The organism is Paenibacillus sp. PastF-3 (genome assembly GCF_029893135.1).
Classification (GTDB): Bacteria; Bacillota; Bacilli; order Paenibacillales; family Paenibacillaceae; genus Paenibacillus_AQ; species Paenibacillus_AQ nitricinens.
The window spans coordinates 91,956-114,871 of sequence record NZ_JARXWM010000013.1; the positions used below are offsets into that span (position 1 = coordinate 91,956).

Annotated in this window: 19 protein-coding genes and 1 pseudogene; 11 read left to right on the plus strand and 9 right to left on the minus strand. The window is 36.8% G+C overall.

The genetic code is table 11. The annotated features are described in order from the left end of the window. From M2444_RS23045 to M2444_RS23070, 6 genes are all read left to right on the plus strand, one after another. Window positions 1-624, plus strand: a complete 624-nt coding sequence (locus M2444_RS23045) for a zinc metallopeptidase (RefSeq protein WP_280788157.1) — start codon at window positions 1-3, stop codon at window positions 622-624. A gap of 175 nt (window positions 625-799) precedes the next feature. Continuing rightward, the gene (locus M2444_RS23050) at window positions 800-1,180 is read left to right on the plus strand and encodes a hypothetical protein (protein ID WP_280788158.1); all 381 of its coding nucleotides are present in this window, start codon (window positions 800-802) and stop codon (window positions 1,178-1,180) included. A gap of 62 nt (window positions 1,181-1,242) precedes the next feature. Then, window positions 1,243-1,767, plus strand: a complete 525-nt coding sequence (locus M2444_RS23055) for a hypothetical protein (protein WP_280788159.1) — start codon at window positions 1,243-1,245, stop codon at window positions 1,765-1,767. 707 nt (window positions 1,768-2,474) lie between these two features. Then, window positions 2,475-3,128 carry a hypothetical protein gene (locus M2444_RS23060; RefSeq protein WP_280788160.1) on the plus strand — a complete coding sequence of 218 codons (654 nt, stop codon included), beginning with the start codon at window positions 2,475-2,477 and terminating at the stop codon, window positions 3,126-3,128. 177 nt (window positions 3,129-3,305) lie between these two features. Then, entirely contained in the window at window positions 3,306-5,588 is a 2,283-nt protein-coding gene (locus M2444_RS23065; protein ID WP_280788161.1) for an adenine nucleotide alpha hydrolase family protein, read from the plus strand. A 62-nt stretch (window positions 5,589-5,650) separates the two neighbouring features. Continuing rightward, entirely contained in the window at window positions 5,651-6,244 is a 594-nt protein-coding gene (locus M2444_RS23070) for a hypothetical protein (RefSeq protein ID WP_280788162.1), read from the plus strand. Window positions 6,245-6,663: 419 nt separating this feature from the next. On the opposite strand, the gene M2444_RS23075 is transcribed toward M2444_RS23070, so the two are convergent. Beyond that, the gene (locus tag M2444_RS23075; protein ID WP_094875992.1) at window positions 6,664-7,161 is read right to left on the minus strand and encodes a hypothetical protein; all 498 of its coding nucleotides are present in this window, start codon (window positions 7,159-7,161) and stop codon (window positions 6,664-6,666) included. A gap of 1,077 nt (window positions 7,162-8,238) precedes the next feature. On the opposite strand from M2444_RS23075, the gene M2444_RS23080 reads away from it, so the two are divergent. Beyond that, window positions 8,239-8,838 carry a hypothetical protein gene (locus tag M2444_RS23080; RefSeq protein WP_280788163.1) on the plus strand — a complete coding sequence of 200 codons (600 nt, stop codon included), beginning with the start codon at window positions 8,239-8,241 and terminating at the stop codon, window positions 8,836-8,838. An 889-nt stretch (window positions 8,839-9,727) separates the two neighbouring features. Further along, on the plus strand, window positions 9,728-10,798 hold the full coding sequence (xerS, locus tag M2444_RS23085; RefSeq protein ID WP_094875994.1) for a tyrosine recombinase XerS: 1,071 nt from the start codon (window positions 9,728-9,730) through the stop codon (window positions 10,796-10,798). A 4-nt stretch (window positions 10,799-10,802) separates the two neighbouring features. Here xerS and M2444_RS23090 read toward each other — a convergent pair. The 6 genes and pseudogenes from M2444_RS23090 to M2444_RS23120 all read right to left on the minus strand — a co-directional run. Then, window positions 10,803-10,949: pseudogene (locus tag M2444_RS23090) on the minus strand (group II intron reverse transcriptase/maturase); the annotation flags it as partial. A gap of 930 nt (window positions 10,950-11,879) precedes the next feature. Beyond that, window positions 11,880-12,578, minus strand: coding sequence for a hypothetical protein (locus tag M2444_RS23100; RefSeq protein ID WP_094879046.1), 699 nt, complete (start codon window positions 12,576-12,578; stop codon window positions 11,880-11,882). Window positions 12,579-13,399: 821 nt separating this feature from the next. After that, window positions 13,400-14,233: a hypothetical protein gene (locus M2444_RS23105; RefSeq protein WP_280788164.1), complete on the minus strand. Its 834-nt coding sequence runs from the start codon at window positions 14,231-14,233 to the stop codon at window positions 13,400-13,402. Between the two features lie 419 nt (window positions 14,234-14,652). Then, on the minus strand, window positions 14,653-15,996 hold the full coding sequence (locus tag M2444_RS23110; RefSeq protein ID WP_094877665.1) for an FtsZ/tubulin family protein: 1,344 nt from the start codon (window positions 15,994-15,996) through the stop codon (window positions 14,653-14,655). A gap of 12 nt (window positions 15,997-16,008) precedes the next feature. Then, window positions 16,009-16,440: a hypothetical protein gene (locus M2444_RS23115; RefSeq protein ID WP_094877664.1), complete on the minus strand. Its 432-nt coding sequence runs from the start codon at window positions 16,438-16,440 to the stop codon at window positions 16,009-16,011. Between the two features lie 761 nt (window positions 16,441-17,201). Then, window positions 17,202-18,425, minus strand: coding sequence for a hypothetical protein (locus M2444_RS23120; RefSeq protein WP_280788165.1), 1,224 nt, complete (start codon window positions 18,423-18,425; stop codon window positions 17,202-17,204). A gap of 621 nt (window positions 18,426-19,046) precedes the next feature. Here M2444_RS23120 and M2444_RS23125 point away from each other — a divergent pair. Both M2444_RS23125 and lepB read left to right on the plus strand, forming a co-directional pair. Then, on the plus strand, window positions 19,047-19,250 hold the full coding sequence (locus M2444_RS23125; protein ID WP_094877662.1) for a hypothetical protein: 204 nt from the start codon (window positions 19,047-19,049) through the stop codon (window positions 19,248-19,250). Between the two features lie 114 nt (window positions 19,251-19,364). Further along, window positions 19,365-19,955: a signal peptidase I gene (gene lepB / locus M2444_RS23130; protein WP_094877661.1), complete on the plus strand. Its 591-nt coding sequence runs from the start codon at window positions 19,365-19,367 to the stop codon at window positions 19,953-19,955. 81 nt (window positions 19,956-20,036) lie between these two features. Here lepB and M2444_RS23135 read toward each other — a convergent pair whose 3' ends face one another. Next, complete coding sequence (locus tag M2444_RS23135; RefSeq protein WP_280788166.1) at window positions 20,037-20,738, minus strand: hypothetical protein; 702 nt, start codon at window positions 20,736-20,738, stop codon at window positions 20,037-20,039. Then, the gene (locus M2444_RS23140; RefSeq protein WP_094877659.1) at window positions 20,728-21,513 is read right to left on the minus strand and encodes a ParA family protein; all 786 of its coding nucleotides are present in this window, start codon (window positions 21,511-21,513) and stop codon (window positions 20,728-20,730) included. Before M2444_RS23140 ends, M2444_RS23135 begins: the two co-directional genes overlap by 11 nt. 829 nt (window positions 21,514-22,342) lie before the next feature. Here M2444_RS23140 and M2444_RS23145 point away from each other — a divergent pair. Then, entirely contained in the window at window positions 22,343-22,753 is a 411-nt protein-coding gene (locus M2444_RS23145; RefSeq protein ID WP_094877658.1) for a hypothetical protein, read from the plus strand. The last annotated feature ends 163 nt before the right edge of the window (window positions 22,754-22,916 follow it).

The following is a 22,916-nucleotide window of genomic DNA, read 5'->3' on the forward strand; positions in this document are numbered from 1 at the left end:
ATGCTAATGTGGCTTTTCATCGCTGTGCTGCTTTTTATCATCTGGACGGACTACAATATGAAAACATGTATAGGGAAATGGCTTCATATCACCAATCGATCCGGAAAAACAGGATTCGAAGTTGCTAGACAGCTCATTAACCATAATGGGCTAAAGCATGTTGAGCTTCAGTTGCTAAGTGGCGAAAGAAAAATAAACGATCATTATAACTCCATTCAAAGGTCCGTTTTTTTATCTGAGAGAGTTTATTATGGAAATTCCATTGGAAGTATAGCCGTTGCTGCCCATGAAATCGGACATGCCGAGTGTCATCGGGATAGGAACATGCTAATGCGAATCCAGACTAAACTATTACCATGCGTAGCTTTCTCAATCACGATAATTCCAATAAGTCTGTTCTTCGGTCTTTTATTCAGCCATGAACTACTAACTCTTTCAATGGCACTCTCGCTGTTTGTCGTTGGATTTCGAATCTTAACCCTTATGGTTGAGTTGGATGCTAGTAGACGTGCTTTCACTTTATTGACTAAACACAATTGTATTAGTCCCGAAGAACATATGGGCGTAAAACAAACGCTTCAAGCAATGGCACTAACTTATGCTTCTGCCATTTTTAGGTGGTGATTAGACATATGTTTTATGACAAATTAGGGAGAAAATAAAAGAAACCACATTTAAAACGTAAGAAAAGAGAACATTCCTCATAACAAGGAAGTGTTCTTTGCTATGTTCAAATACTTTTAAATTCCTAAAAATGTGTACTTAATACAAAAATAATATTTAGAAGGATGGTTTTATAATGACGCTTTTTTCACAAACCATTGTTTATCAAGATGCTTGCTCCTTTTTACAACAAAATAATATCGAATGGGTAAATATGCCCTTTTTAAAAGAAAACATTAATTTCTCGTGTATGATGCAGCAATTCAAATCAACTACAGTCGAACTCATTCAGTATGGAAATCTTAGTTATTCTAAAAAGGATATTTTACAGTTATCGACTGAAACTCAAGGTACCCTTGGGGAAATTAAATTTATTGAAGGAAGCATCGAAGGATATTACCTTACGCTAATCATGGACTCTGGTCAGGTAATAGAGGTAAAAACATTTGATGAAACCCTATTGTCAAAAGTCATCCACTGGATAGAAAATACAGCTGAAACAGTTTATGTTGCGTAAACTTCTTTTTTGTCTACAGCTGTAGCCACAGTCTTTAATTAAGATTAAAGGAGCGATCTAATATGAATGAGATGGTGTGTAAGCATCAGCGGCATGAAGTGCAGTCTCTACTGAAAAGTTTAACTCCGAACGATAAACTAATAATTGCTGAAAAAGTTGGCATTCTTGTCAATCAGAATATACTAAATATGGATGACTTTCATGAAATACGCTCAGTAGTTGTTAGGGGAGCAGTCAACAGGTTTTACGGTCTTGAAACTCACCCACGTGAAAAACTATGGAGTATACTTAAGGACGTAGTGAAGGGAGCACCTACAGTGAACTTATCGATAACCGAGTACTTACAAAATATGCTTGATACATTGGATTATGATGGGATTCAGGAGTTTATCTTAAACCAGCAAGAAGATATCGAGAATATAGAAATAATCGAACTATTGCTGACAATCCCCGTTAATCACGAGCAAGTTAAGCAACGGCCTGCCTTTTACAGCGAAGTAGTAAAAGCAGCTGAAAGGGTTGAGGAACAAATTAGTTTACGAAAAGCCATTAGACTAGAGACGATTAGAATTGCTTTAGAAAATTAATAGCCCTAGTAAACCAGAATTCAACTTCAGTTGCAATTTTAAATGGATTTTAGAGGATCGGCTGATGAATAATTATCTAAAATTCACATTAAAGCCACTTGCAGACACACAATGTCTGTAAGTGGCTTTTTTTACAGCAGCACAGTTGCAGCAAATGCGGTGAGAAGGTGGGTAAGAATAGTCTGATAGTTGGCTGAGATCGGTGCCTGAAGCTCTCAGAAGCTGCAGGCACCCTCACAGATCACGGAGCCTTACCAGATTCACTTAGTGTACTATCTCTCCTTGAAGAACAAGGTGACAAATCGATGATGTTCGTCGAAGTGCACAATAAGACTATTTCCTTTTACTAAGAAAAAAGATACAATATAGACAGATACACACTTTTGTACTTCTTTTAGTCTGGTTAATCTATGTACGCCTTTGCGACGATAGAATAACAAGCCAAACAAAGGACTTCCTTGTTTCAAATCGGAAGGAGAATGAAGTACAGTCATGGACATGAGCTAAACCTATTAGATTTCATGATGATGACACAGGCGACACCGAATTGTAGTCATTCGTAAAAATTGACCTCAATTTGATAAGATTCGCCAGAAGTAATGTCTTATCACTAATTTAAAAACAAAAATATCGCTAACGATTACAACAGCCTTATCCAATTGGATAGGGCTTTTTTGCGTTCAGCGATCAAACAAGGAGGAAGACTAATGACCACAATGTCAAATTGCATTAAAACGGAAAGTAATTCAGATTTTCCTAAAGAAGAGGTGCAAGATACTGTTCAGATTTGTTGTGATTTCTGCAGCAAACCAGCTGATGCAGTACTGAATGGTTTAGGACAATACTGTAACCGTTGTTTGGGCCATTGGAAAAGAAATTACAAGATAACTAACGATGATCATTCTAAGCGTATTGTTATGAAATCTTGGACAAATTCACCATACGAAATCAGTAAGGGGCTTTTAGAGGGTGGAGATGGCATCGTAGCCCAGCTTTTTTTTGGCCCTATGGATTCCATCGATATAAAGATCAGCTGGCTTGGATTAGATCTGTATAAACTATCAATCTTCGCTGAATTTGCTGAGGAACCGGATTTATATCCTGAAGGAACAGACATGGACCTTCTTGGTTACGACGAAGGTCCTTTATTTCGGCTCTATATGTTCAATGATTTTCCAAATGATAAAGTTCTATTCAACGATCAACTGTTTTTGAAAGATCAGGCAATCGATGCTGCTGAGGAATGGCTTCGAAAAGAGGCTGGGAAAATCGTATATAATAAGACCGCTGTACGGTGGGTTCGTAATGGGGACACGGTGAGTAAAATTCCTGTACTTCAATCTAATGTGGTGGAGTTGTGAATAGAATTGCAATTATAACCGAGTGCGAAGGGACGATGTAGAGTACGTATTTATGAATTATTCCCCTCCCCAAAAAGAACAAATCGCCCTATTTTAATAGATTACGACATCAACAAATAAAGAGAATCGCTCATGTGCGGTTCTCTTTTATTTGTTCCATCGAAAGGAGAGGTTCAAATGTCCAATGGAGAGTCGATGGTTCAACAAGAATCAGCTCACGTAATTAAAGGCGCACATACTCAAAAATACGTCTTTCGTATAGCAAAAAACAAAATCACCCCAGAAGGTAACATCTCTAGGCATAACAATCAGACCAGAAAAATATGGAGCTATTTAAAAAATAAGGGCTGGGATTATTTTGGTAGTGTACGTGATTGGACAGCAGTATTTGGCTGCCAAACCCATTACCTTGTAATTCATCATTTTATAACAGATAAGCCGATTAATGACCTAATGGGGAGTCCGGAGTTATCACTTAGGTGGCAAGATTTACTTCTCTATGAGGAACAACTACCAGTGGCAGCTTTAGCATACGGACTTGAAGAAGTCTTTAAGATGAATTGCATGATTCCAGTCCAATCATTCACTGATGCATATAAGCAGGAAGCATGCATTGGCAGGATCAGTGAACGACTAATATCTCCGAAGCACAAATTAAAACTGTGGTTTCAAAATGATGATTTCAGCCTTCTTGTTGAAATCTATTTTGGAAAGCAACCATATCCGCCTTATGGCATCTATAAACCGATGGAGTGGCCTAATCTTAACCCGGTTACTAAATACGAGAAGCTTAACCTGTTTGAAATCGAACCATTTATCAATGAGAGTGCAATTAAAAGCGACAGTAAAGGTGAATTCATGGGGATAGAAGAAGATGTACCCGATTGTCTTCTGCAGGATACTATATCCTCAATTAAACAAGTATTTGAAGACAATCCTATCGTTGTCATTGCATTTAGCGGGGGGAAAGACTCATCAGTGCTGCTACAGTTGAGTGTTGAATTCGTACTTAAAAATCCGGAATACCAGGATAAACTGTTTATTGTAAGTGCATCGACAGGTATTGAAAATCCCATCATTGAGACCCATTTGCGTAGCGTTCGCAATGCAATAATCAAGACTCTTAATAAGCGATTTGTAAATGGATTTTCAGAAGATCGCTTTGTGATAGTGGAACCAGATATTGATGAGCGTTTTCTAGTCTGTATCTTTGGGAAATCCTATCAACCCCCTTCCGTTTTTTACAAATGGTGCATTTCCCGGTTAAAGATCATGCCGGCTAGGAAGGACTTACTTCGTTTTTCGAAAGAAAAAATCATATGCCAGTTACTTGGTGTACGGAGTATGGAATCCTCTGCTCGATCGCGATCAGTAGAATCTCATTTTGGAGTAGATTTTTACGGTGAGCATGTAGTTCAAAATATACGGACTGCCGCTCCGATCAGAGCATGGTCAGCTACTGATATTGCTACCTATCTGGTGCGTTATTCATCTCCCTGGAGTGAGGAATATTCTAACCGCCGATTAATTGATATTTATGGTTTCGCTTCAGGTGCTATGGAATGTCCTATCGGCGCAATGATAACGAACGAAAATGATGCTATCAAAGGCTGTGGAGGTAGCTCTGCAAGGTTCGGTTGTGTATTTTGCTCTGTGGTAAAAGAGGATAATTCTCTTAAAAACTTGGTAAATGTCTACCCGGATGAGTTGGGAGGATTTTATCAAATGAGAGGATACTTAAAAGCGACTCAAGATCTTCGCTATGGCGGATTTACAGGTTACCAACGCAAGCGACGTTTTGCAACTTTTGAACCTGGATTTGGAGATCTTACGGTGGATCACCGTGCACTCCTATTTGAACATTGGAAAAGGCTTGATCTGCCTATGCTGGAAGAAGAAATTTTGGCAATCTCCAGAATGGTTAAAGAGAGGGAAGTCTCTGAAGGTAATCCCATATCAGAACGCTTCTGGAAAGCTCTCTACGCGCTCCTTCCGGTACACCCTGGTCCGTATTCCGGTGCGATGTTTGATCCTCTCTGGGAACCTGCATATTTGCTTGATGCAAAGGGGGGCAAGGTCTTTCAGGATACAGTAGGTATCGACCGTTATACACAAGAAGATCGGGACTGGATTGCCAGGCATAACCGAGTATGCGACGAGGTAAGATCACTAGTAAAAGGTCAATTGGTATTTATTCGTTTAAATGGCTATACAATTGAGGGAGAGTTTGATGGCTTATTGAGAGATGTTCATCAACGTCTCCATTGCTTATCGATCCGGAGGTTTGCCTATCGAAAAGATATCAACCTTAGTGAGTGGAAAGTTAATGAAGACAGCTATGAAATACCGCTGGCTTACATTCACGAGTTACTCATTATCACTGAAAGAACGATCGAACGGCAACAATTTCAATATCAATTGATCAGTAACGAAATAAATCAACTGACATTTGAATTCTAAAATCAAGTCCTCTATGTAGCTATAAGCCTAGAATGGATTTTAAATTTGAAAGGATGATAATAGTGAATGAGCAAATGACCTATAAAGTAGAATTGACCGAAACTTATCCTGATCTTCTTGGTTCGAGTGAGGTAAAACGATTAATAACTATTGGAAAACGCGTAAGCTATCTTTGTAAATTGAGTAACGTCATAATGCATGCCAGAGTTATTAATATTTATCTTGATAATGTATTCGTTCGAAACGAGGATGACCTCTCTATAACAGATCATAAATCTACAGATTTAGAACTCGTATCAGCAGATATTCCGGAGCCAAAAGAAGTCTCACATAAAGACCTAGGAATCTATTTAATGCTATACCCATTCCCGGAAGCAAAAAGCCAAATAGAGTGGTTTAACAACTGGTCTGATTATCACTTCAATCCTTTGTACTTTTTTCTTAATGGTCAAGTTGAACGCTTATTGAACGATAATCGTTTTGCTTGGATGAAGCGAGCAGAAGAATTTCCATATTTCAAGCTATTATTTGAACGTTTTACCGGCTTGATATTGCCTAACTGCTGTAGTTCCCTGGAACTGAAGAAATGTTTGACTACAAGTGATAATCCGGATGAAGTTTATTGCGAAGATAATCAAATGGCCTTTAGTTTATAGGCATTCAGAGTTTATAAAAATTCGATAGAATGAAATACACATCTGTAATGAAGAGAAGAACCTATTCCAATGGGTTCTTCTCTTTTTTCGTATTGGAGGACGAATAATGATCTGTGAAAAGCTATCTTTCTTAGCTGACTTGTCGATAGGAATAGAGACACAAAAGGACGAGGGGAAGAGGTAGACCTCTGGAGGAAGTATGGGGCTAAACTTAAAAAGCATCATATTCGACCAGCTTGGCCATATTATCTTGGGTATTCAAGGTTATCCTGCAGATCATGTATATTTTTTTAATCCCAATCTACATCGGATGACACAACATTTAAAGCCGGATAGGCACATCAAGCTTGTTAAGATTGAGTAGCTGCTTCAAGCGTTGACCTGCTTAATTTGAAAGGTCGTTCCTAATGGAGCTTTTTTTATGATATAGTCTCGATAAAAGGGTAAGGAACATCAGGCAACTTACGTTTTTTCCCGTAATAATCTATTACGACATATTGGGAAACCATATGATAACGTCCAGATCTATATATGAGGCCGGCAGCTTTGTACTCATCCAACTTATGGTCCAAAATATCCTGTTTGATACACCCTTTAGGTAACTGGTAGATACGTTCCCATTCACTGGATAACTGATTCTGATAAATGGTTTGAATGCAGGCTTCACATATGATATAAGATGGACCGACCTGACGGTAAGTTTGATCTCCGTCTAGATATTTTTTACATTGATTACACCGTATAGTTGTTCGAAACGATTGCATCTTGTAAAGGCGAGCTTCAGTATCTTTAATTTTTGAATTCAAGTCAATAATGATTTCTAACCGGTAGGGCATTTCTGTTGGAATTGTTTCTGCAATTTCTCTTAGCCTTTTATATTCTTCGATTTTAGTTTTATAGTCACCAATGAGATCCATTATGATGATTATCTCCTTTCGAAACTCGAAATCGTGTTTCTATTATTCATGAAAACACAAATATGCGTAAACTGTATTTTTCACTAAAATAATTATACTCCAATTCGTGTAAATTAGAAATAATCATACACGAATTAAAATATCTTTATTCGTTTCTCTTTCATTACTCATTGAGAGGAAGAAAGAAATAGCTTGATATATAAGGGGTTTTGAAGAATTAAGCACGATTTTCTCCAGTAAGATAACATTATGTTGTAATTTATTCATAGTAATAAATTTCTTCAAAATAACCGCTGAATTTCTACTTAATACACAAACAAAAAGATACTTTTAGGCGATGAAAAGGAAAATCCACTCGAAATATTCAGTGGAATACTGTGTTTTGTAGTAAATAGAGGCGACTTGTCTCCGCTTAGTTAAGAAAGCTATAGTGTAAGAAATATTTCAATTGAATTTATATACGATAACGTGTAAATCAAAAAAATCTATATACGAATTATATTATATCATTTCATTTCTTTCTCTTCACTAATGAGGGATAAGAAAGAAATCCAGTGATATATAAGGTTTTTTTATGCAATAACGGTTAATCCTGATGCTTAGTGATAAGGGTTGCAGGTGTATTAGAGCGCCTAAATCAAAAGTTGTGTGATAGTAGAGTGACGAAGTCGTAGAGCAAGCGCACCACCGTTTTTGGTGTTTACACATTTAGCAGACTTGTGATTGGGTAGCCAATTAAGATAGTCGAGATCCTAAAATATAGTGCTGTGCTCTAACTTGTTGGATAAAATAGGAATATTATTAAAAATACATGCTTATACTACTATTATAGTTTTAGATAAAAGCTGCTGCTTCAAAAAAGCCGAGAGAAATCTCGGCTTCTTTTTGTCTAAAACATGATAAATGACTTTTGTATCTTTATATATACTTTTCTGCTTTACATTGAGGATGGTTCGGCCGCACAATAGAACTATTGTAGTTTAGAAAAACGTCTTATTTTCTTACAGACAGTATTAGTAAGCGATACAGAACTTCTCATAGCTTGAATTACGAATAAAATGGAAGGTGGAATTAAATATGATATTTGAGCTACTCATAGGTAGTGCGAAACGTGAGCTGACTTTACCAGAAGTAATTGATATAATTATTCATCGGAATAAGGGTATACAAGCCTTCTGGTCAAGTTCACATGAATGGGCTTCTACGGCTGCAGCAGACGTGTTAAATGAAGCTCGTTTAGACTGGCAGGTATCCTTATCATACACATTAAAAAGATGGCTAGAGGTGCCTGATGCGGATGATCCTGAATACGATGGTGCCCTCATCTTAGCCTGGGCAAACCTTGGAGCACTAACGGAAAACACACTGAAATTTTTCTTGAGCGTTTATCTTGATGATTATATGACAGATCAAGATGCTATTAAGCTGCGTCAAAAGATTTTAAAGCCGGGAGACGCAAGTTTCGAAGCTCTTCGGATTTTCTATTATAAGAAGATATGGGATGACAATAACAAAAAAGAACGGAATAATGCCATCCAGACAATACAGCAACGCCGTAATGGAATCCATGCGTTCAATAATCGAGATCTAGCTGCCTTTAAAGAATTTCACGAAGCTATCTTCTACTATAGGGATATATTAGAAGAGCTTATCACTAGAGTTCCGTTACCTGAATAACTATATTTTTAGCTAAAAGTTCTCACATAAGTGAGGACTTTTTATATATGTTTGTAGGTCACATTAAGAGGGAGATCCGTACGAATCAGCTCTGAGGGAGTATAAAATTTGTATGAGAGGGTCATATTAATATGTTTGACTTAGACATGTGCACAAAATACATTGTAATATGATGTATACGAGATCTCTTTTAAGAGCCGTATTTGTTAAGAATTTTATATAAAGTGACATAATGTTCGGCAAAATCCCCCCGCCAAGATGCAGGCGGGGTGTGAGGAACTAGGTGATGGATATAGATGTAATGGGTGTCTTTGTATTTAGGTGGTAGTTCGATGATGATGCGTTCGTTAAGGATTTCAGCATGACATGCTACTAGCTATGATCTATTACTGCTTTGACGCTAATCAGACCTGCAGCATATAGGTCATCTACTTTGCCGATCATGCAGCCAGCTGCGTGCTTCAGATGTGGGACAAAATAAAGCAGCACCAGAGAGGAATCAGGCGCAGCGCGTCCTGTATGCCGTAGAAACTCAAAACACCGACATTAACTATTCTTCATGAAGGAATCATGAGGCAAAATGCAATAATAGTACCGGGCTCGAAAGCAGCCGGCGTTTGAAAGTCATATATAGGAATGCAACCACATTAGCTTCACACAGCTGTAACAATGCAACCGGATTTGCTTCAACGTACATATAGAAATAAATATTAAGCAGGAAGAAGTATTCAACTTAATTACGTATAACTCTAGTTAGACGAAATCATAGTAAAGAGAACTTATGTTTGGTATAATGTTGATAGTGTTATCATATATTTAACCTCGTTAAATAATTACACAGTCATCTCATTATACGTAATTAAATTGGTTCCACTACCGGAGGGTTATTATGCACATTGATGAACGCAAACGTCTTTATGAGAAAACTGAAAATAAATTAATTGAGCTTCCTTGGTATGCTAAGGAATACATTGAACGTAATAAGAGAAAAAAATCACCTAATACTCTCTTGAATTACTGCTTTGATTTTATAACGTTTTTTGATTGGTTGATAGCAGAAGGATTCTTTAGTGGTTCTCGGGGGGAGTTTCCCCTCGATATTTTAGAATCTTTACGTGCTACTGATGTTGAACGGTTTAAGGATTTCTTGTCAATCGAACAACGCAATTCAATAGATACTATCGCTAGAAAGATTGCATCTCTCAAATCACTTTTTCATTTCCTATCATTAATTTCGGAGGATGATTACGGTTATCCTTATCTAAAACGGAATGTGATGGTTAAAATTGAGACAGAGAAAGAAAAACTCACCGTTGAGGCAAAAGCATCTCGGATTGAAAATAAAATTCTGCGTGATGAAGAAATCTTTGACTTTCGCATGTTTATTGCTGAAGGATTCCAAGTAGTATATGCAGACAATAAACGTATATTGAACTCTCATATAAAAAACAAGGATCGTGACTTGGCTTTAGTCAGTCTCATACTCGGTTCAGGCCTCCGTATCTCTGAAGCCTTATCAATTGATCTTGTTGACATTGATTGGATAAAGGGAAAAGTAGATGTTACGAGGAAAGGCAACAAGAAGGATACCGTTCCTATTAGCAACATTGCTCTGGAGGATCTTCAGTCTTATTTGGCTATTCGAAAAACACGATATAGCGTTGATGACAAACAACCGGCTGTCTTCCTTTCTCTACCTACTGGACCTAATGGAAAAGTAAGCCGTTTAACAGTCAGGGCTTCACAGAAAATGTTTGAACGTTATGTGGATTCTTTTGGGAAGCCCGCTCTCACTATCCATAAGCTAAGACACACATTTGCGACCAAGTATCATAAGGAAAATAAAAATCTTGCTTCATTGAAAGACCAACTCGGCCATGCTGACATGAACACAACTATGATTTACACACACGTTGGGCAGGAAGAGCGTAGAGACTCTGTTAATAGAGCGGATAGCTAGGTCGAATTGAAGATGTGATTTGTCCAATAAATTTTCCAATGGTAGGTATTCCTAATAACCTAACGCCTCCGCCACCGGGTTTCGGGATTTCGACTCGGCGCACGGGGCTCGGTTCATAGGTTCCTTCTTCTATCGCTTGCCGCAAGCTTTCGGATTTTTTTTCTGCTTTCATTACTCATCTTGAACGCCTGGATGTACAAATACCTATTTCATGTTCAGCCCTTCCGCAGTTGTTGTAACAGCTTGCGTACAATGGCGTCTGCTGACTTCTGTGCGTTCAGCCTGCTCTCACAAGCAGGGTTACGAAGTGACTTCGCTTACTACACAGATCTCCCCAGGTAAGGACGCTATCTTCCTCTCCATCTATCTGCTTCATTTACTCTCGTATGCCTTTGACAGTATGGATTTGGTTTGTTATGCAACCTCATCCAGCCTACGTTAGCCTTGTATGAAGTTCGTGTTCCTCAGACCAGAGATTTACCGCTGGCTTCCTTCAGATTCCACCTCGCGGTGGACACCCTTGCCTTAGGCTAATGGCTACTACTGCCTTCGCCATTCGGGACTTCAACCCTATAGATAGCGCCCATGCTGGGCGCACATAGAAAAGGAGACCTCTTCGAAATTAAGAGGTCTCCTTAGATCAAAGAAAATATCTGTATTGTCCATCATAAGAAGATATAAATTTTTTGTATTATTTTTTCAAAAAATTCTTTACACCATCATAAATAACAAGTAATCCAATAATTATTGCTAATGATCTAATAATGAATTCAACATACAATAGAGGGCCCAAAATGTTGTCTGAAGAATAGGTATACCCTGTAAGGATTATTGGTGAGAACATAATTAATAAACCAATGATGATACTTGATAAGAGCAATTTGCTGTTTTTATCCACTCAATTATACACCCCCTAATCATTGGGTATTTGCAAGACAATAATACCATTATTTTTATTTAAAGGGAAACATATCAATTCATACTAATTTTTTTCTACTCGATATATGTACTCTTTTAAAAAATAAAACCATGAAGGATCGCTAAAGTAATTAGATCCTTCATGGTTTGATCTTTTTTTATTTTAGTACCAAGTAAAAGGATCGGATTGGAAAATCGTCATATACAAATTAGTAGCAGCGGTAGCAGAAATTCCAAGAGTTGTTGAACCACCAACGCCTATTTGTATATTACCAGTAACTGATTGAATACCACCGTTATTATAAAACTTCCCGTCTGCAATGTAGTAAATGGTATTTGCATCTTGAAGATTCACGTAAAGAGTACCAACATAAGTCTTTGCAACCGTCGTAGAACCATTATTATACAATGTATTCATACTTGAAGTCATAATTTTTATAATACCACGAAAACCGTCACCTTCACTTGTTTGACAGTAGAACTCCATTGATGGTCGATAGTAGGAGTTATTAATACCTTCGAGGTATTTGGTTACCGTTCTATATGTGTTTAAGCGTGCTGCCGATTCTCTACTTTCTAACGAAATTCTATTATTGGCACCAGAATTATTTAAAATGATTGCAGAGGCTTCTTCCTCAGTGATTCCTTGTTCTTCAGACATGAGTGAAACCAATTCATCGTAAGTTAAAACATCACTTACGATTACATCTTTGGACAATTGGTCCAAATCATTTTCTAAATCGATAGTTTGTGCAATTGACGTAGCCGGACTTTCTTCAACACTACTCGATGCAAATGCAGGTGATCCCACCGCCAAGAGACACACAGATAAAGAAGTTAGTAATAGTTTCTTAAAACTCATTTTTATCACTCTCTTTCTTTTATTTGGAATGTTTTCATAACCTTTATTCTTTAATTAAAATAATCAGAAGACTGAATCTCAGAGCACTCAATGTATGAGATCAAGTACTCTTTTCATTTGGATGGAAGAATTGTACTTTCTTTGACGTACCTTTGTTCGTTGTCTAGGATTTCTTCAGCGATAGATCCTAACAGTGGATGGGTACACAATTTTACTAGCCAACTTGCATACGGTTTTATATTTTTTACAACTCTCCCTTCTTATGGTATATATCCATCTTACAACAAACGTAAAAATTTCCAATAGTATAAAAGTATTGGATTAATATGTTAATTATGGTTCGTGTTTTTGCATACATAGTGTCGAAGTTTCATAAATATTGTTAGAAATTAAATATATAGGGGCGAAAGTCTTAGGGCGATATAAACTTGTAATTGAAAATCACTGAATACGATATGATGAATAGCCTTGTTCGTTTTCTTCTTAAATCGAGTAGGAGGGGGCGGCGAGCCTTCCTCTCCATCTATCTGCTTCATTTACTCTCGTATGCCTTTAACAGTATGGACTTTGGTTTGTTATGCAACCTCATCCAGCCTACGTTAGCCTTGTATGAAGTTCGTGTTCCTCAGACCAGAATTTGCCGCTGGCTTCCTTCAGATTCCACCTCGCGGTGGACACCCTTGCCTTAAGCTAATGGCTACTACTGCCTTCGCCATTCGGGACTTCGACCCCATAGATAGCGCCCATGCTGGGCGCTCATAAAAAAAGAGATACCTTATCAGGTACCTCTTTTTAGTAGCTGTCTTTATTTTTGATTTATCCTACTTGCTCCATTGCGACTGATCTTCTGGTCGCTTCCGAAGAATAGCCATTTTGTAGGGCCCTTCAAGTCCATCTATCATTTCAAGTTTGAATAGCTCACTCGCCGCCGATCCATCCGTAAAACATTGGTGTATGTAATGGTAAGTCGAAGGTTCGCAATAGTTTCTTATCTTTCGACCAAATAATAGACGAAGCCGATTTAAGTGAAAACCACCTTTAGGGTAGTCATGAGCATCAATCAATATAAACCCGCTTGGAGAAAGCAAATCGTAAAAGAGTCTAAGAGCTGGCATAAGATTCTCAAGTTTACCAAAGGAAAACCAGAGGATACCTTTAGGATCGTAAATTATATCTTGAGGGTCAGTGATTACTTGTGGCAGCGCATAGGCATCTAATTGCTCATATGTAAACTCTACCTGCGATGTTGTTACTGGTGCCTGATGATCCATTGGAGATCCATCACTGGTCCACATTCTGATTTTACAGTTCAAGCGTGCAGCCAATTCTTCAGCTAGCACCAATTCTTCTTGGCCATTATTTGCAGCAGGAGCTACTATTCTCAGTATTGGGGATTGAACGGCCCAAATTTTCAATAAAGGCTCCAGTTGTTCTATGACAACTGGCATCCAGTTAATTTCCTTTTTGAACCTACGAGTCTGGTTTCCCCATCCAGCAAGCGGACCATATTTTTCATATTCAATCCGGTGAGTAAGTTTTAATAATTGAATTGTTTTTGCACATATAATGAGATTAACACTCAAGATAAAAATTAAAGTAATAACCATAATTTTACACGATTGAAGTAAAATCTCTTCTGCAAAATCAAAAGGCATCGATACTACTCCAAACGCAGATAAAAACAGGTTTGTTAAAGTAATAACTAACAAAGGAATAAAAACATATATGCAAATGTACAAACTTATTATAGATAATCGGTGAAGTATACGGAACGCTGTACGAATTTTAGGGAATCGGTTTATGGTTTTAACGAAGAAATATAAAAGCATTAAGGAAACTAAAACTGACACTCCGAGCCCCTTTAGTAGTATAAGTAAGAATTCTATAGCTCTATCCATAAATATCTCCTTCTTGAATGAAATAAGCCCGTTATACGAATTATGTTACACATATATCCGATTCTTTTTATGGCTTTCCTTTAGAGTTGCAAAATCTCTTGTTGTGTTAGTTAAAAAAGTGGGAAACGTATCACTGTGATGACGTTTCCCACTTTTTTATTAATAAGTGCTTATTACTATTTAGTTGAATCTTTAAATGGATTATAGGCAACACTTTTCTTAGCTACCTTTGTATCTTTCTTATCGAATGGATTTGCACCAGTGATTTTTCGAGCGCTTACTGCTGATGTGCCCTGAAGTAGCGGCTCTCCCATAGTAAATCCACTCGCTTGCTGCTCTCTCTCCACTTTTTTACGGAGTAGTTCCTCTGCTTCAACTCTAAGGTTTTTTGCTCTGGCAGGCAGGCCGCTCATATTTGCGATCGTATAAACAAGGATTTGTCGAGTTGTGCTCGAGGTAACTAATCCAGTATAAACACTTACATCTGGTATTTCTTCATTAAATCTGTTTCTAATTATGCCGAGGGCATCTTGATTAAGTAAATCTTTCCGATCTTTCGGTATCACGATAACTAAACCTAAACTTTGAAGATCTTTACTGTAACTAAAATCATTAGCCAATACGTTACGTCCCTTGTACGTATCTACTATCTCATTTATTAGGTCTTCTCGTGTGTTTATTTCAAGCATGTTAATTTTTTTCTTTGCAAATGTTAGAATACCCCCTTTGCAGAGAATCTGGTTCATCAAGTCTGTAGCATCCAGTGTGATATCGCCTTCCATGCTAGTCAGGACATTCCACTCATGCATAATTGACGCAACTTTGTAGTTACTATAAAAATCCCATGTTAATTTAGGTGCTTCTGGGTCATTCATGTGGTCTGTAAATATTTTTTCATTATCAAGGATTACTATATTTTCGAGTCCACGATAAATCTCCCCAGATAGATCTTCTCTAAAATCAGTCAATTTACTCACTAGTTCCGAAGTTGCGTTGTACGCATTAAGGCTCTCAACAGCATCCGGCCGAGGCAAAGAAATGATAGCACCAGTTTTTATTCGTAAACCATCAGAGATAGCATCTACAAGAACATTAATTGAACCAGTTGCAGTTCCTCCACCCATGGAACCTCCAACATAGATCATGTCACAATCCTTCATTACTTTAGCAATAACTTCGAATATTCTGGCTCCATTTTCTATAAACGCTTGCTTGCCTATTTCAGGATCTTTTCCGACCCCACGTTCGTAGCCTTCAAGCGAAAGCTGCATTGATTGAGGAATGTTTTTCAATTGGCCCATATCACCTAAGTTCGAGTTTACTATCATGCAGGGGTATATGGATTTTTGTGTTACTGGATTTTTAATTGCAGCAAAAGCATCTACAATTTTGGAGCCGCCTTGTCCTAAACCAATAAAACCATACTTTATTCCAGCAACAGCATTCTTAGTAGTCACGAATTGCTCAAGGGGCCATTTTCCGTCAAGAGATAAAGAAATCCGAGTAATTAGGTTTTCCATTGTTTTTCCTCCCTATTCTCTAGTGCCTGATATATTGTTTCTCTTTAATATTCCTTCTTGGTAGATTGCAGCTGCAATTTTACTTCCTCGTAATATTCTTTGATCAACTTCAAACAAGTCTCCTAATATTTCCTTTGCAGTCTCCCCAAATGGAGTTAAGTACAGCAAATCTGCTGTTCCCTCCTTACGTATTTCAACCATCATCGCTCCCTCCAGTTTTGCCACTCCCATACTTACCGGATAACGGAATTTAGTCGTCTGTTCAATTGAACTAGTATATCTTTTGAACTCTTCCTGTATTTGTGTCTTCGAAATTCCTTGGTCGGCATCCATTATGAGAGTGAAAATATCTAAAACCGTACCATGAAGATGATTTTTTACAAGTTCAAAAATAGGGATATTTTCTCCTGCATATTTATTTTCCAGGTCTGAAATACTTAACAAACTTATCCCCTCGCTTCTTAGGATTCAAAAATCCGCTATCTTTATTATACAATAAAAGGCGATTTAATTCAATTAAATAATACTAAATTGAATAAATGATGCACAATAAAAACGCTTATGTATAAAGGGTTTTTATTGTTTCGATGTATTAAGTTGAGCATAGTTGAATTAATGATGCACTAATGTTTTTTTTAAAAAGCATTATATAGATCGAATTTTACATGTAGTTTGACTTTGCTTACTTCTACCAGTGCTAATAGTGAAAAAACAAAAAGAGCCGTCCCAAGAATGGACGACTCTAAAATGTTAAGATCGATGCGAAAGCAGCTCAGTCTCATCATCGATTAATATGACATCATTGGCTTCTATGGCTGCTTTTGCTCCTTTAGAAAGCATACGCTTGTAGAAAGAAAGAACCATATCAACAATAAATAGCTTGTATCCATTAGCGTTAGCTACAGTTCGGATTTCATGAAGTAATCAAAAATCATAACCCTTATTATGCCGGGGAAATGGGATTAAAGATATTAGTCAGATGAAGTTGCTTCGTTTTGTGAGAGATACCCAATTGGAGGACAAGAGTTTCAGTGAGTTTGTCCTTAGTTTGTTGAATTTCCACTTTCAGCGTTTTCTCAATTTGCAACTATCTGCAAGTGGCTAGACTGATTAGATTCCTTAATGTACCAAACTGCGGCGGCTGCGTGAGAATTTCTGAGCAGTCTTTCTTTATCTTTATCCTCTTTCCTATATATCCAGTACATTTATTCTACAAGGTCCTGTTCTTCGGTTTGAAGTTTAAAAGGACTTTGTTTTCCATATCTTTGCTCAATCCACTGCTGATCAAATAAATCTACCCGCTCCCAGTATAAATCTTCGTCCTCATTAAAATCGAACGGATTAACAAATAGAAACTTTTCAGGGATAGAGTTCACCATATTATCAATCAATTCCGTTTGACTTTTTATATCATGTCTTATCTCGAAAGACTCACCTGACCACTCTCGGAGTATTTTCTTTCTTATATATCTTACAACTTCCATGGCTCCTCCCTGTAGAGGATTTATTTCCTGCCTCAATGTATAATCTGGGTGAGTGTTATCATCACCTTCTACTCCAAGCGGATCAAAAATAATAGGTACCGTTGTAGTACCTGGGAAATCGCTATTTGTTTGGTGAGCTCTTATTTCTTTGTTGTTTTGATCTACTAATTTTGTACTATCACCCGGAGCTTTTTGTATAGCATACTTAGTTATTTCCACTTCCATATCAGGAGAGAAGGTTGTAACTTCATACTCTGCTCCTCTTACTCTTAGATGGCTTCCTTCAATAATGCTAATATTCATTACTGGGCTGATACCTAGCTTCTTAAAAACACTTGGGCCTAAACTCAAAAGTCTCATTCTAATCGACTGTTCAATAGAGTCAGCCACCGTTTCTATACTTATACTGTAAGTTTCATTTGCATTAACTTTAGGTCTAATCCCCTTGCAAAATACTTCATGCAGAGAAAATGGACGCCATGATGGGAAGAAATCACGATCCATGAGTATTCCTCCTGTGCCAATGACTTCCCAAGTGAAGTCTTGATCTGGGAGAATTCCGATTTCCCAACCATTCCCTCTAAATTGCAAATCCATACGAAACATTTTAAATTCATTAGTGGATTTGTTTAAAAACACTCCAATAATAGAAGACTCACAATCACTTTCCAGGTCAGCCATGATAGTTTCTAAAACAAATTTGAGTGGGCTGTCAGCTTGGTCCACATTCTCAAAATTTAATTGATCCTTTATAGAAGGGAGAATCTCTTCAAGCTTCGGCAAGAGAAACGATGGCTTCCCTGCCATGTAAATCATCAATCGGTCATCAAATCCAATATATTTGAGCCCTACATCTTGTTGAACGTGAGTTACTTCATTAGTCATCCGAAAGTCACTAATAATGCAACCTTGATTTTCATTTTTTATTGCTGCAATTAATGTCATTATGAAACCTCCTAATTATCTCATTAACTTACAAACACACTTTTTAATACAGCAATACTTACGTAATGGCAAGAAAGCTAGATTCAGAATTATTATAGAACTTTAGTAATTTTTTTATACCTGTATTTGAGCTAATGATGGTATTGAGATCGGACCGCTTTTAACACATCACTGTAAATTTTGATTTGTGCTCTATTCGAATTGGTTTAGATGGAAGCGCTTTTAGAAGTTACTAGAATCAATATATTTATGTACTATGGCTTGTGTTTGTGTACACAACTAATTACAATAAAGTAGATTGTACACTCGTCTGTGACCAATAAAGCGCTAGACTAGCAAAATAAATTATTAGTCTGATGTCGATGGCGAGAACCAGTAATCAACCGGAGGTAGTATGGAAGTAGAAATGGCGAACGCTCCCTTTGAATCGTTCGTGGACTCCAGGATGCTTTGCTGATTTCAAACGCGGGGTAACAACGACCGGTCACCCTGCCAGGAGCGTTTTGTGGAAGTCTAATGCTAAGTCGATTATGTGTTAGACCTTTGGTGCATGGAACAATCATAGTTGAGTGTACACTGATACATTTATAATTAATTATACCTACTCTGGAGGTACTGAAAATGAATGAAACTCAAGGAATGAGAGATCAATTGCACGATTGTTTTTTAGATATAAGAGGTGTTAAACCGAGCGAAGAACAAATCATAATTGTTGCCGAAGAAATCCCATCTTTCATTAAAGGATTAGCTCAACAATGGGGATGGTTTGATACAGAAGTTAGAGAAAAATTATACCTGTGGTTAGAGTCTAAATATTCGAAATAATAACGAAAATACAGTAAATTCCATGACCTTAACCGCTGCAATTAAGTTGGCTAAAAGGAAGTTATAGGCTTTATTTTCTTCGTTCAATTATCTGATTAAATAAGGGATGGTTACATGAAAAATAATACTATCGTTGATGACTCGACATCTAAAGAAAATTCATTCACTATGAGATTATTTACTTCCAGCTGGGAGCTAATAAAAAGTGTTATTTATGCAATAGTTATTGTTGTTTTAATTCAACATTTTGTTGTATTACCTACTATTGTATCCGGTGATTCAATGAAATCGACAATGATAAACAATGAAAGATTTTTATCCCTAAAAGCGATTTATTATTTTTCAGATCCACAGCAAGGTGATATTATCACCTTTCATGCTAGTAAAGTTAATGATTATGTTAAAAGGGTGATCGCTCTCCCTGGACAGGTGGTGGAGATAAAGAGCAATGTTGTTTATATAGACGGATCCCCTTTGCCAGAAAAATATCTACTTCCAATTAGAGAGTACTATGCTCAGAATGGAACAAGTGTCATAATGAAAGATTTTGGTCCTTATTCTGTTCCTTCAGATAGTTACTTTGTAATGGGAGATAACAGACCAAATAGTTTCGATTCGCGTGATTTTGGAGCAATCAAAAAAAGTAAGATCATCGGAAAGGCGGTTATTTCTTTTTGGCCACTTGATAAAATAAGATTTCTTTGAACTTGGAGTTTTCCTTTGATTACTTCGAAAAAAAGCTACTGCAGATTTTCTGCAGTAGCTTTTTGAATATATGGATATTTATTATTGAGGTCTTAGTCGATTAACTAAATGTGGATATTCTTGATGGATTAACAATCTAATGGCTTCATTCACAAATCTATATTTGAACCCTGTATCGTCACCAGCTAGTTCTTCAATTATGAGCGCAATTTCGTTTTCGATGTAATAGGACCTTTGTGTATGGGTATCTATAAGTCTTTCCTTTTTAAAGTGTTTAACTTTATAAGGTACAGGTTGTGTCATTTCTGCGTTAGAAGTATTCATATTTTGTGTGTATACAGCTCCTTGAAGGGCGTTTCCCCCGCCCATTTTGTTGTTTAACGCTTCTATTTCATCTTGTATTGTTAATCCTGGATGGGTATCTGTAGAGTGTTTTAAATGTTCACCACTTGCTTGTCGACCCTTTGCCTCTTCTTGCCCTTTTAGGGGGTCAGAATCGACTTCAGGAGGCTTAGGACCGTCTTTATCTCTTCCCTGTCCTTCTTCTTGCCCTTTTAGGGAATCAGGATCGTCTACAAGAGGGTTTGGGCCGTCTTTGTCTTGGCTTTGTCCTCGTGATTCTCCTTGCCCTTTTAGGGGATCAGAATCGACTACAAGAGGCTTAGGATTGTCTTTATCTAGGCTTTGACCTAATTCACTCACTTTTTTTGGAAACAAGGCACTATCTCCGGTAAGAACTCTACTTTTCATCCTTTCCTCGATAGATTTTATTTTAGCGGACATTATCTAACAACTCCTTATAGAATGGTTGATATTGTTTTATAATTGCTTTCAAATCTGGATTATCATCAAAGCCAAATGAAGGAAGTCTTCCGACAGCTGCTGTGCGTTTAATAATAGTATCAAATGTGTAATCCGGGTAAGTCTCAGCCACAAGATTTGAATAAAATTCATTGTCTTTTCGTCTGCTATCTATCATAGAGCGTAAAATCCCTATGACTTTTAAATCTGAATTAAGATGGTCCTGAACTTTTTCAACAGTTTCCAAGTAGCTTTTTAAGGAAGAAAAGCAGAACGCGCTTGTCTCAAAAGGTATGAGTACATAATCTGAAGCTGTAAGTGATACGATACAAATTTCTCCCCGCGCAGGAGGACAGTCTATAATTATAAAATCATAGAGATGTTTAACTTTTTCAAGTGCCTTTTGTAATGTGTGCTGATAGAGCACCTTTCTATCACGAAGTTCTATGTGAAAGTAGGGTCCTAGTGTATTGATGTTTTCATCACCTGGTAGGATGTGAAGCTTCTTGTTAATTTGATATATGTAATTACTAGCATCTTCATCTAGGATGGCATTATAGACCGAATTGTCAGTAAATTCGAATATATCCTCTACACCTGTTAATAATTGTGTGAGATTTCCTTGGCCATCTGCATCCACTGCAAGAACCTTGTATTTTTTACTTAGCAGATGGCATAGGATGCTAGAAACAGTTGATTTTCCGGAACCACCTTTTGTGATGCCGACAGAAATAGTCTTCGCGGATGAGTCCGCCATATTCGTAATACCTCCTATATTAAATAGTGGTTATGATGTCTCATTTATAAGTTTAATTGATTTTAAAATAGTATGTCAATCTGAAGACAACTTACGTTTCAATTATACCTTTCGTTCTACCACCAATTAAACAATTAAATTAAGATATATGATTAATACTAATCATGCATTTATGTATGAATTTAAACATGCATGCATAAATGAATCTATACATAAATGTATCTATAAAAGTAAATTTACAACTACATATAAAACACAAAGATCAACACATATATAATTACAATCTGCAACGTATAGTTATATAAAAAGTAAAATTATATTTATATATGAATATAATTTTATAAATGTAAACGTATTAAGAACTTAATTAGAGAATGCATTACAATCTATTGATAAACGTATATATAAATTTAAAATTGTAGTTATATACAATATTGTATTTAAGTTAGGATATGGAGTTGGATTTATTAATATAAGATGTTTTATATTGTGATTATAAAATAATATTTAATCTATATTTATATTTGTTTGCATTGTTAAAGAGGGTGATATTTATGAGGTATCCACATTTCTTTATTTTGAATGGTTAACATAACTTAAAACAGGTAAACCAGCTACAACCCGTATGAGGGTTGTAGCTCGTCTCCTGGTTGTACCTCCGGAAATGCCGATTCGTTGCGATCGTTCACGATGTTGAAAAGTCCGGAGGATCTTAAACCTCCATCTCATGCTCCTGAACCGCCAGACTTAATAGAACCATATTAGCATTCACTTTATCATCCATATAGATTCATAATTAGTTATGAATCTATAATGGAGAGTGATTATATTGTTTATAAAAGCTGTAGGTAAGGATATGAAAATAATTAACAACAATAATACTTCTGTAAGTATCGGAGGAACTGTCAATGGGCACTGCGTAATGGATTCTCCAAATACCATTTGCGGTTTTCCAAAATTTGAAAATCCACTAGAATTAATTTTTCTTGAAGTTGAACCAGAAGGGCAACCTGATTTCTACAAAGTTCCTTATGAACCGACTTATATTTTTGAAAGTAAAATGAGAATAACTCGTTCTATTTCCTTGGATGAACTTAAATCCATGGATAGTTTCTTTAAGGAGCGTTGTGAACATTACGAAAAGGAACTTCAAAATGGACAAATTTCAAAAGTAAGTAGGCCTGATAACAATTTTCAGAAATTCATAAAATCATTCACTAGAAAGAAAACTGAATCTTAAAACACAACTGCAGGAGCGAATTCATGGAAGAGGATCGTTTGGATAATAAGGTTACGAAAGTTTGATAGATCGAAAGATCGCACGATCGCACGATCTTGGCATACGTTTTGTTTGAAATGTGAAAGACTGGCGAGGATTTGGATTGGTGTCAGAATTTTTAGTC

Excerpts from the sequence above, each read along its gene's own strand:
- M2444_RS23125 (WP_094877662.1), top strand. The coding sequence starts at position 19,047 with ATGAATGAAACTCAAGGAATGAGAGATCAATTGCACGATTGTTTTTTA.
- M2444_RS23055 (WP_280788159.1), top strand. The coding sequence starts at position 1,243 with ATGAATGAGATGGTGTGTAAGCATCAGCGGCATGAAGTGCAGTCTCTA.
- M2444_RS23100 (WP_094879046.1), bottom strand. The coding sequence starts at position 12,578 with ATGAGTTTTAAGAAACTATTACTAACTTCTTTATCTGTGTGTCTCTTG.
- M2444_RS23105 (WP_280788164.1), bottom strand. The coding sequence starts at position 14,233 with ATGCCTTTTGATTTTGCAGAAGAGATTTTACTTCAATCGTGTAAAATT.
- M2444_RS23135 (WP_280788166.1), bottom strand. The coding sequence starts at position 20,738 with ATGTCCGCTAAAATAAAATCTATCGAGGAAAGGATGAAAAGTAGAGTT.
- M2444_RS23120 (WP_280788165.1), bottom strand. The coding sequence starts at position 18,425 with ATGACATTAATTGCAGCAATAAAAAATGAAAATCAAGGTTGCATTATT.
- M2444_RS23045 (WP_280788157.1), top strand. The coding sequence starts at position 1 with ATGCTAATGTGGCTTTTCATCGCTGTGCTGCTTTTTATCATCTGGACG.
- lepB (WP_094877661.1), top strand. The coding sequence starts at position 19,365 with ATGAAAAATAATACTATCGTTGATGACTCGACATCTAAAGAAAATTCA.
- M2444_RS23060 (WP_280788160.1), top strand. The coding sequence starts at position 2,475 with ATGACCACAATGTCAAATTGCATTAAAACGGAAAGTAATTCAGATTTT.
- M2444_RS23140 (WP_094877659.1), bottom strand. The coding sequence starts at position 21,513 with ATGGCGGACTCATCCGCGAAGACTATTTCTGTCGGCATCACAAAAGGT.
- M2444_RS23065 (WP_280788161.1), top strand. The coding sequence starts at position 3,306 with ATGTCCAATGGAGAGTCGATGGTTCAACAAGAATCAGCTCACGTAATT.
- xerS (WP_094875994.1), top strand. The coding sequence starts at position 9,728 with ATGCACATTGATGAACGCAAACGTCTTTATGAGAAAACTGAAAATAAA.
- M2444_RS23075 (WP_094875992.1), bottom strand. The coding sequence starts at position 7,161 with ATGGATCTCATTGGTGACTATAAAACTAAAATCGAAGAATATAAAAGG.
- M2444_RS23080 (WP_280788163.1), top strand. The coding sequence starts at position 8,239 with ATGATATTTGAGCTACTCATAGGTAGTGCGAAACGTGAGCTGACTTTA.
- M2444_RS23050 (WP_280788158.1), top strand. The coding sequence starts at position 800 with ATGACGCTTTTTTCACAAACCATTGTTTATCAAGATGCTTGCTCCTTT.
- M2444_RS23110 (WP_094877665.1), bottom strand. The coding sequence starts at position 15,996 with ATGGAAAACCTAATTACTCGGATTTCTTTATCTCTTGACGGAAAATGG.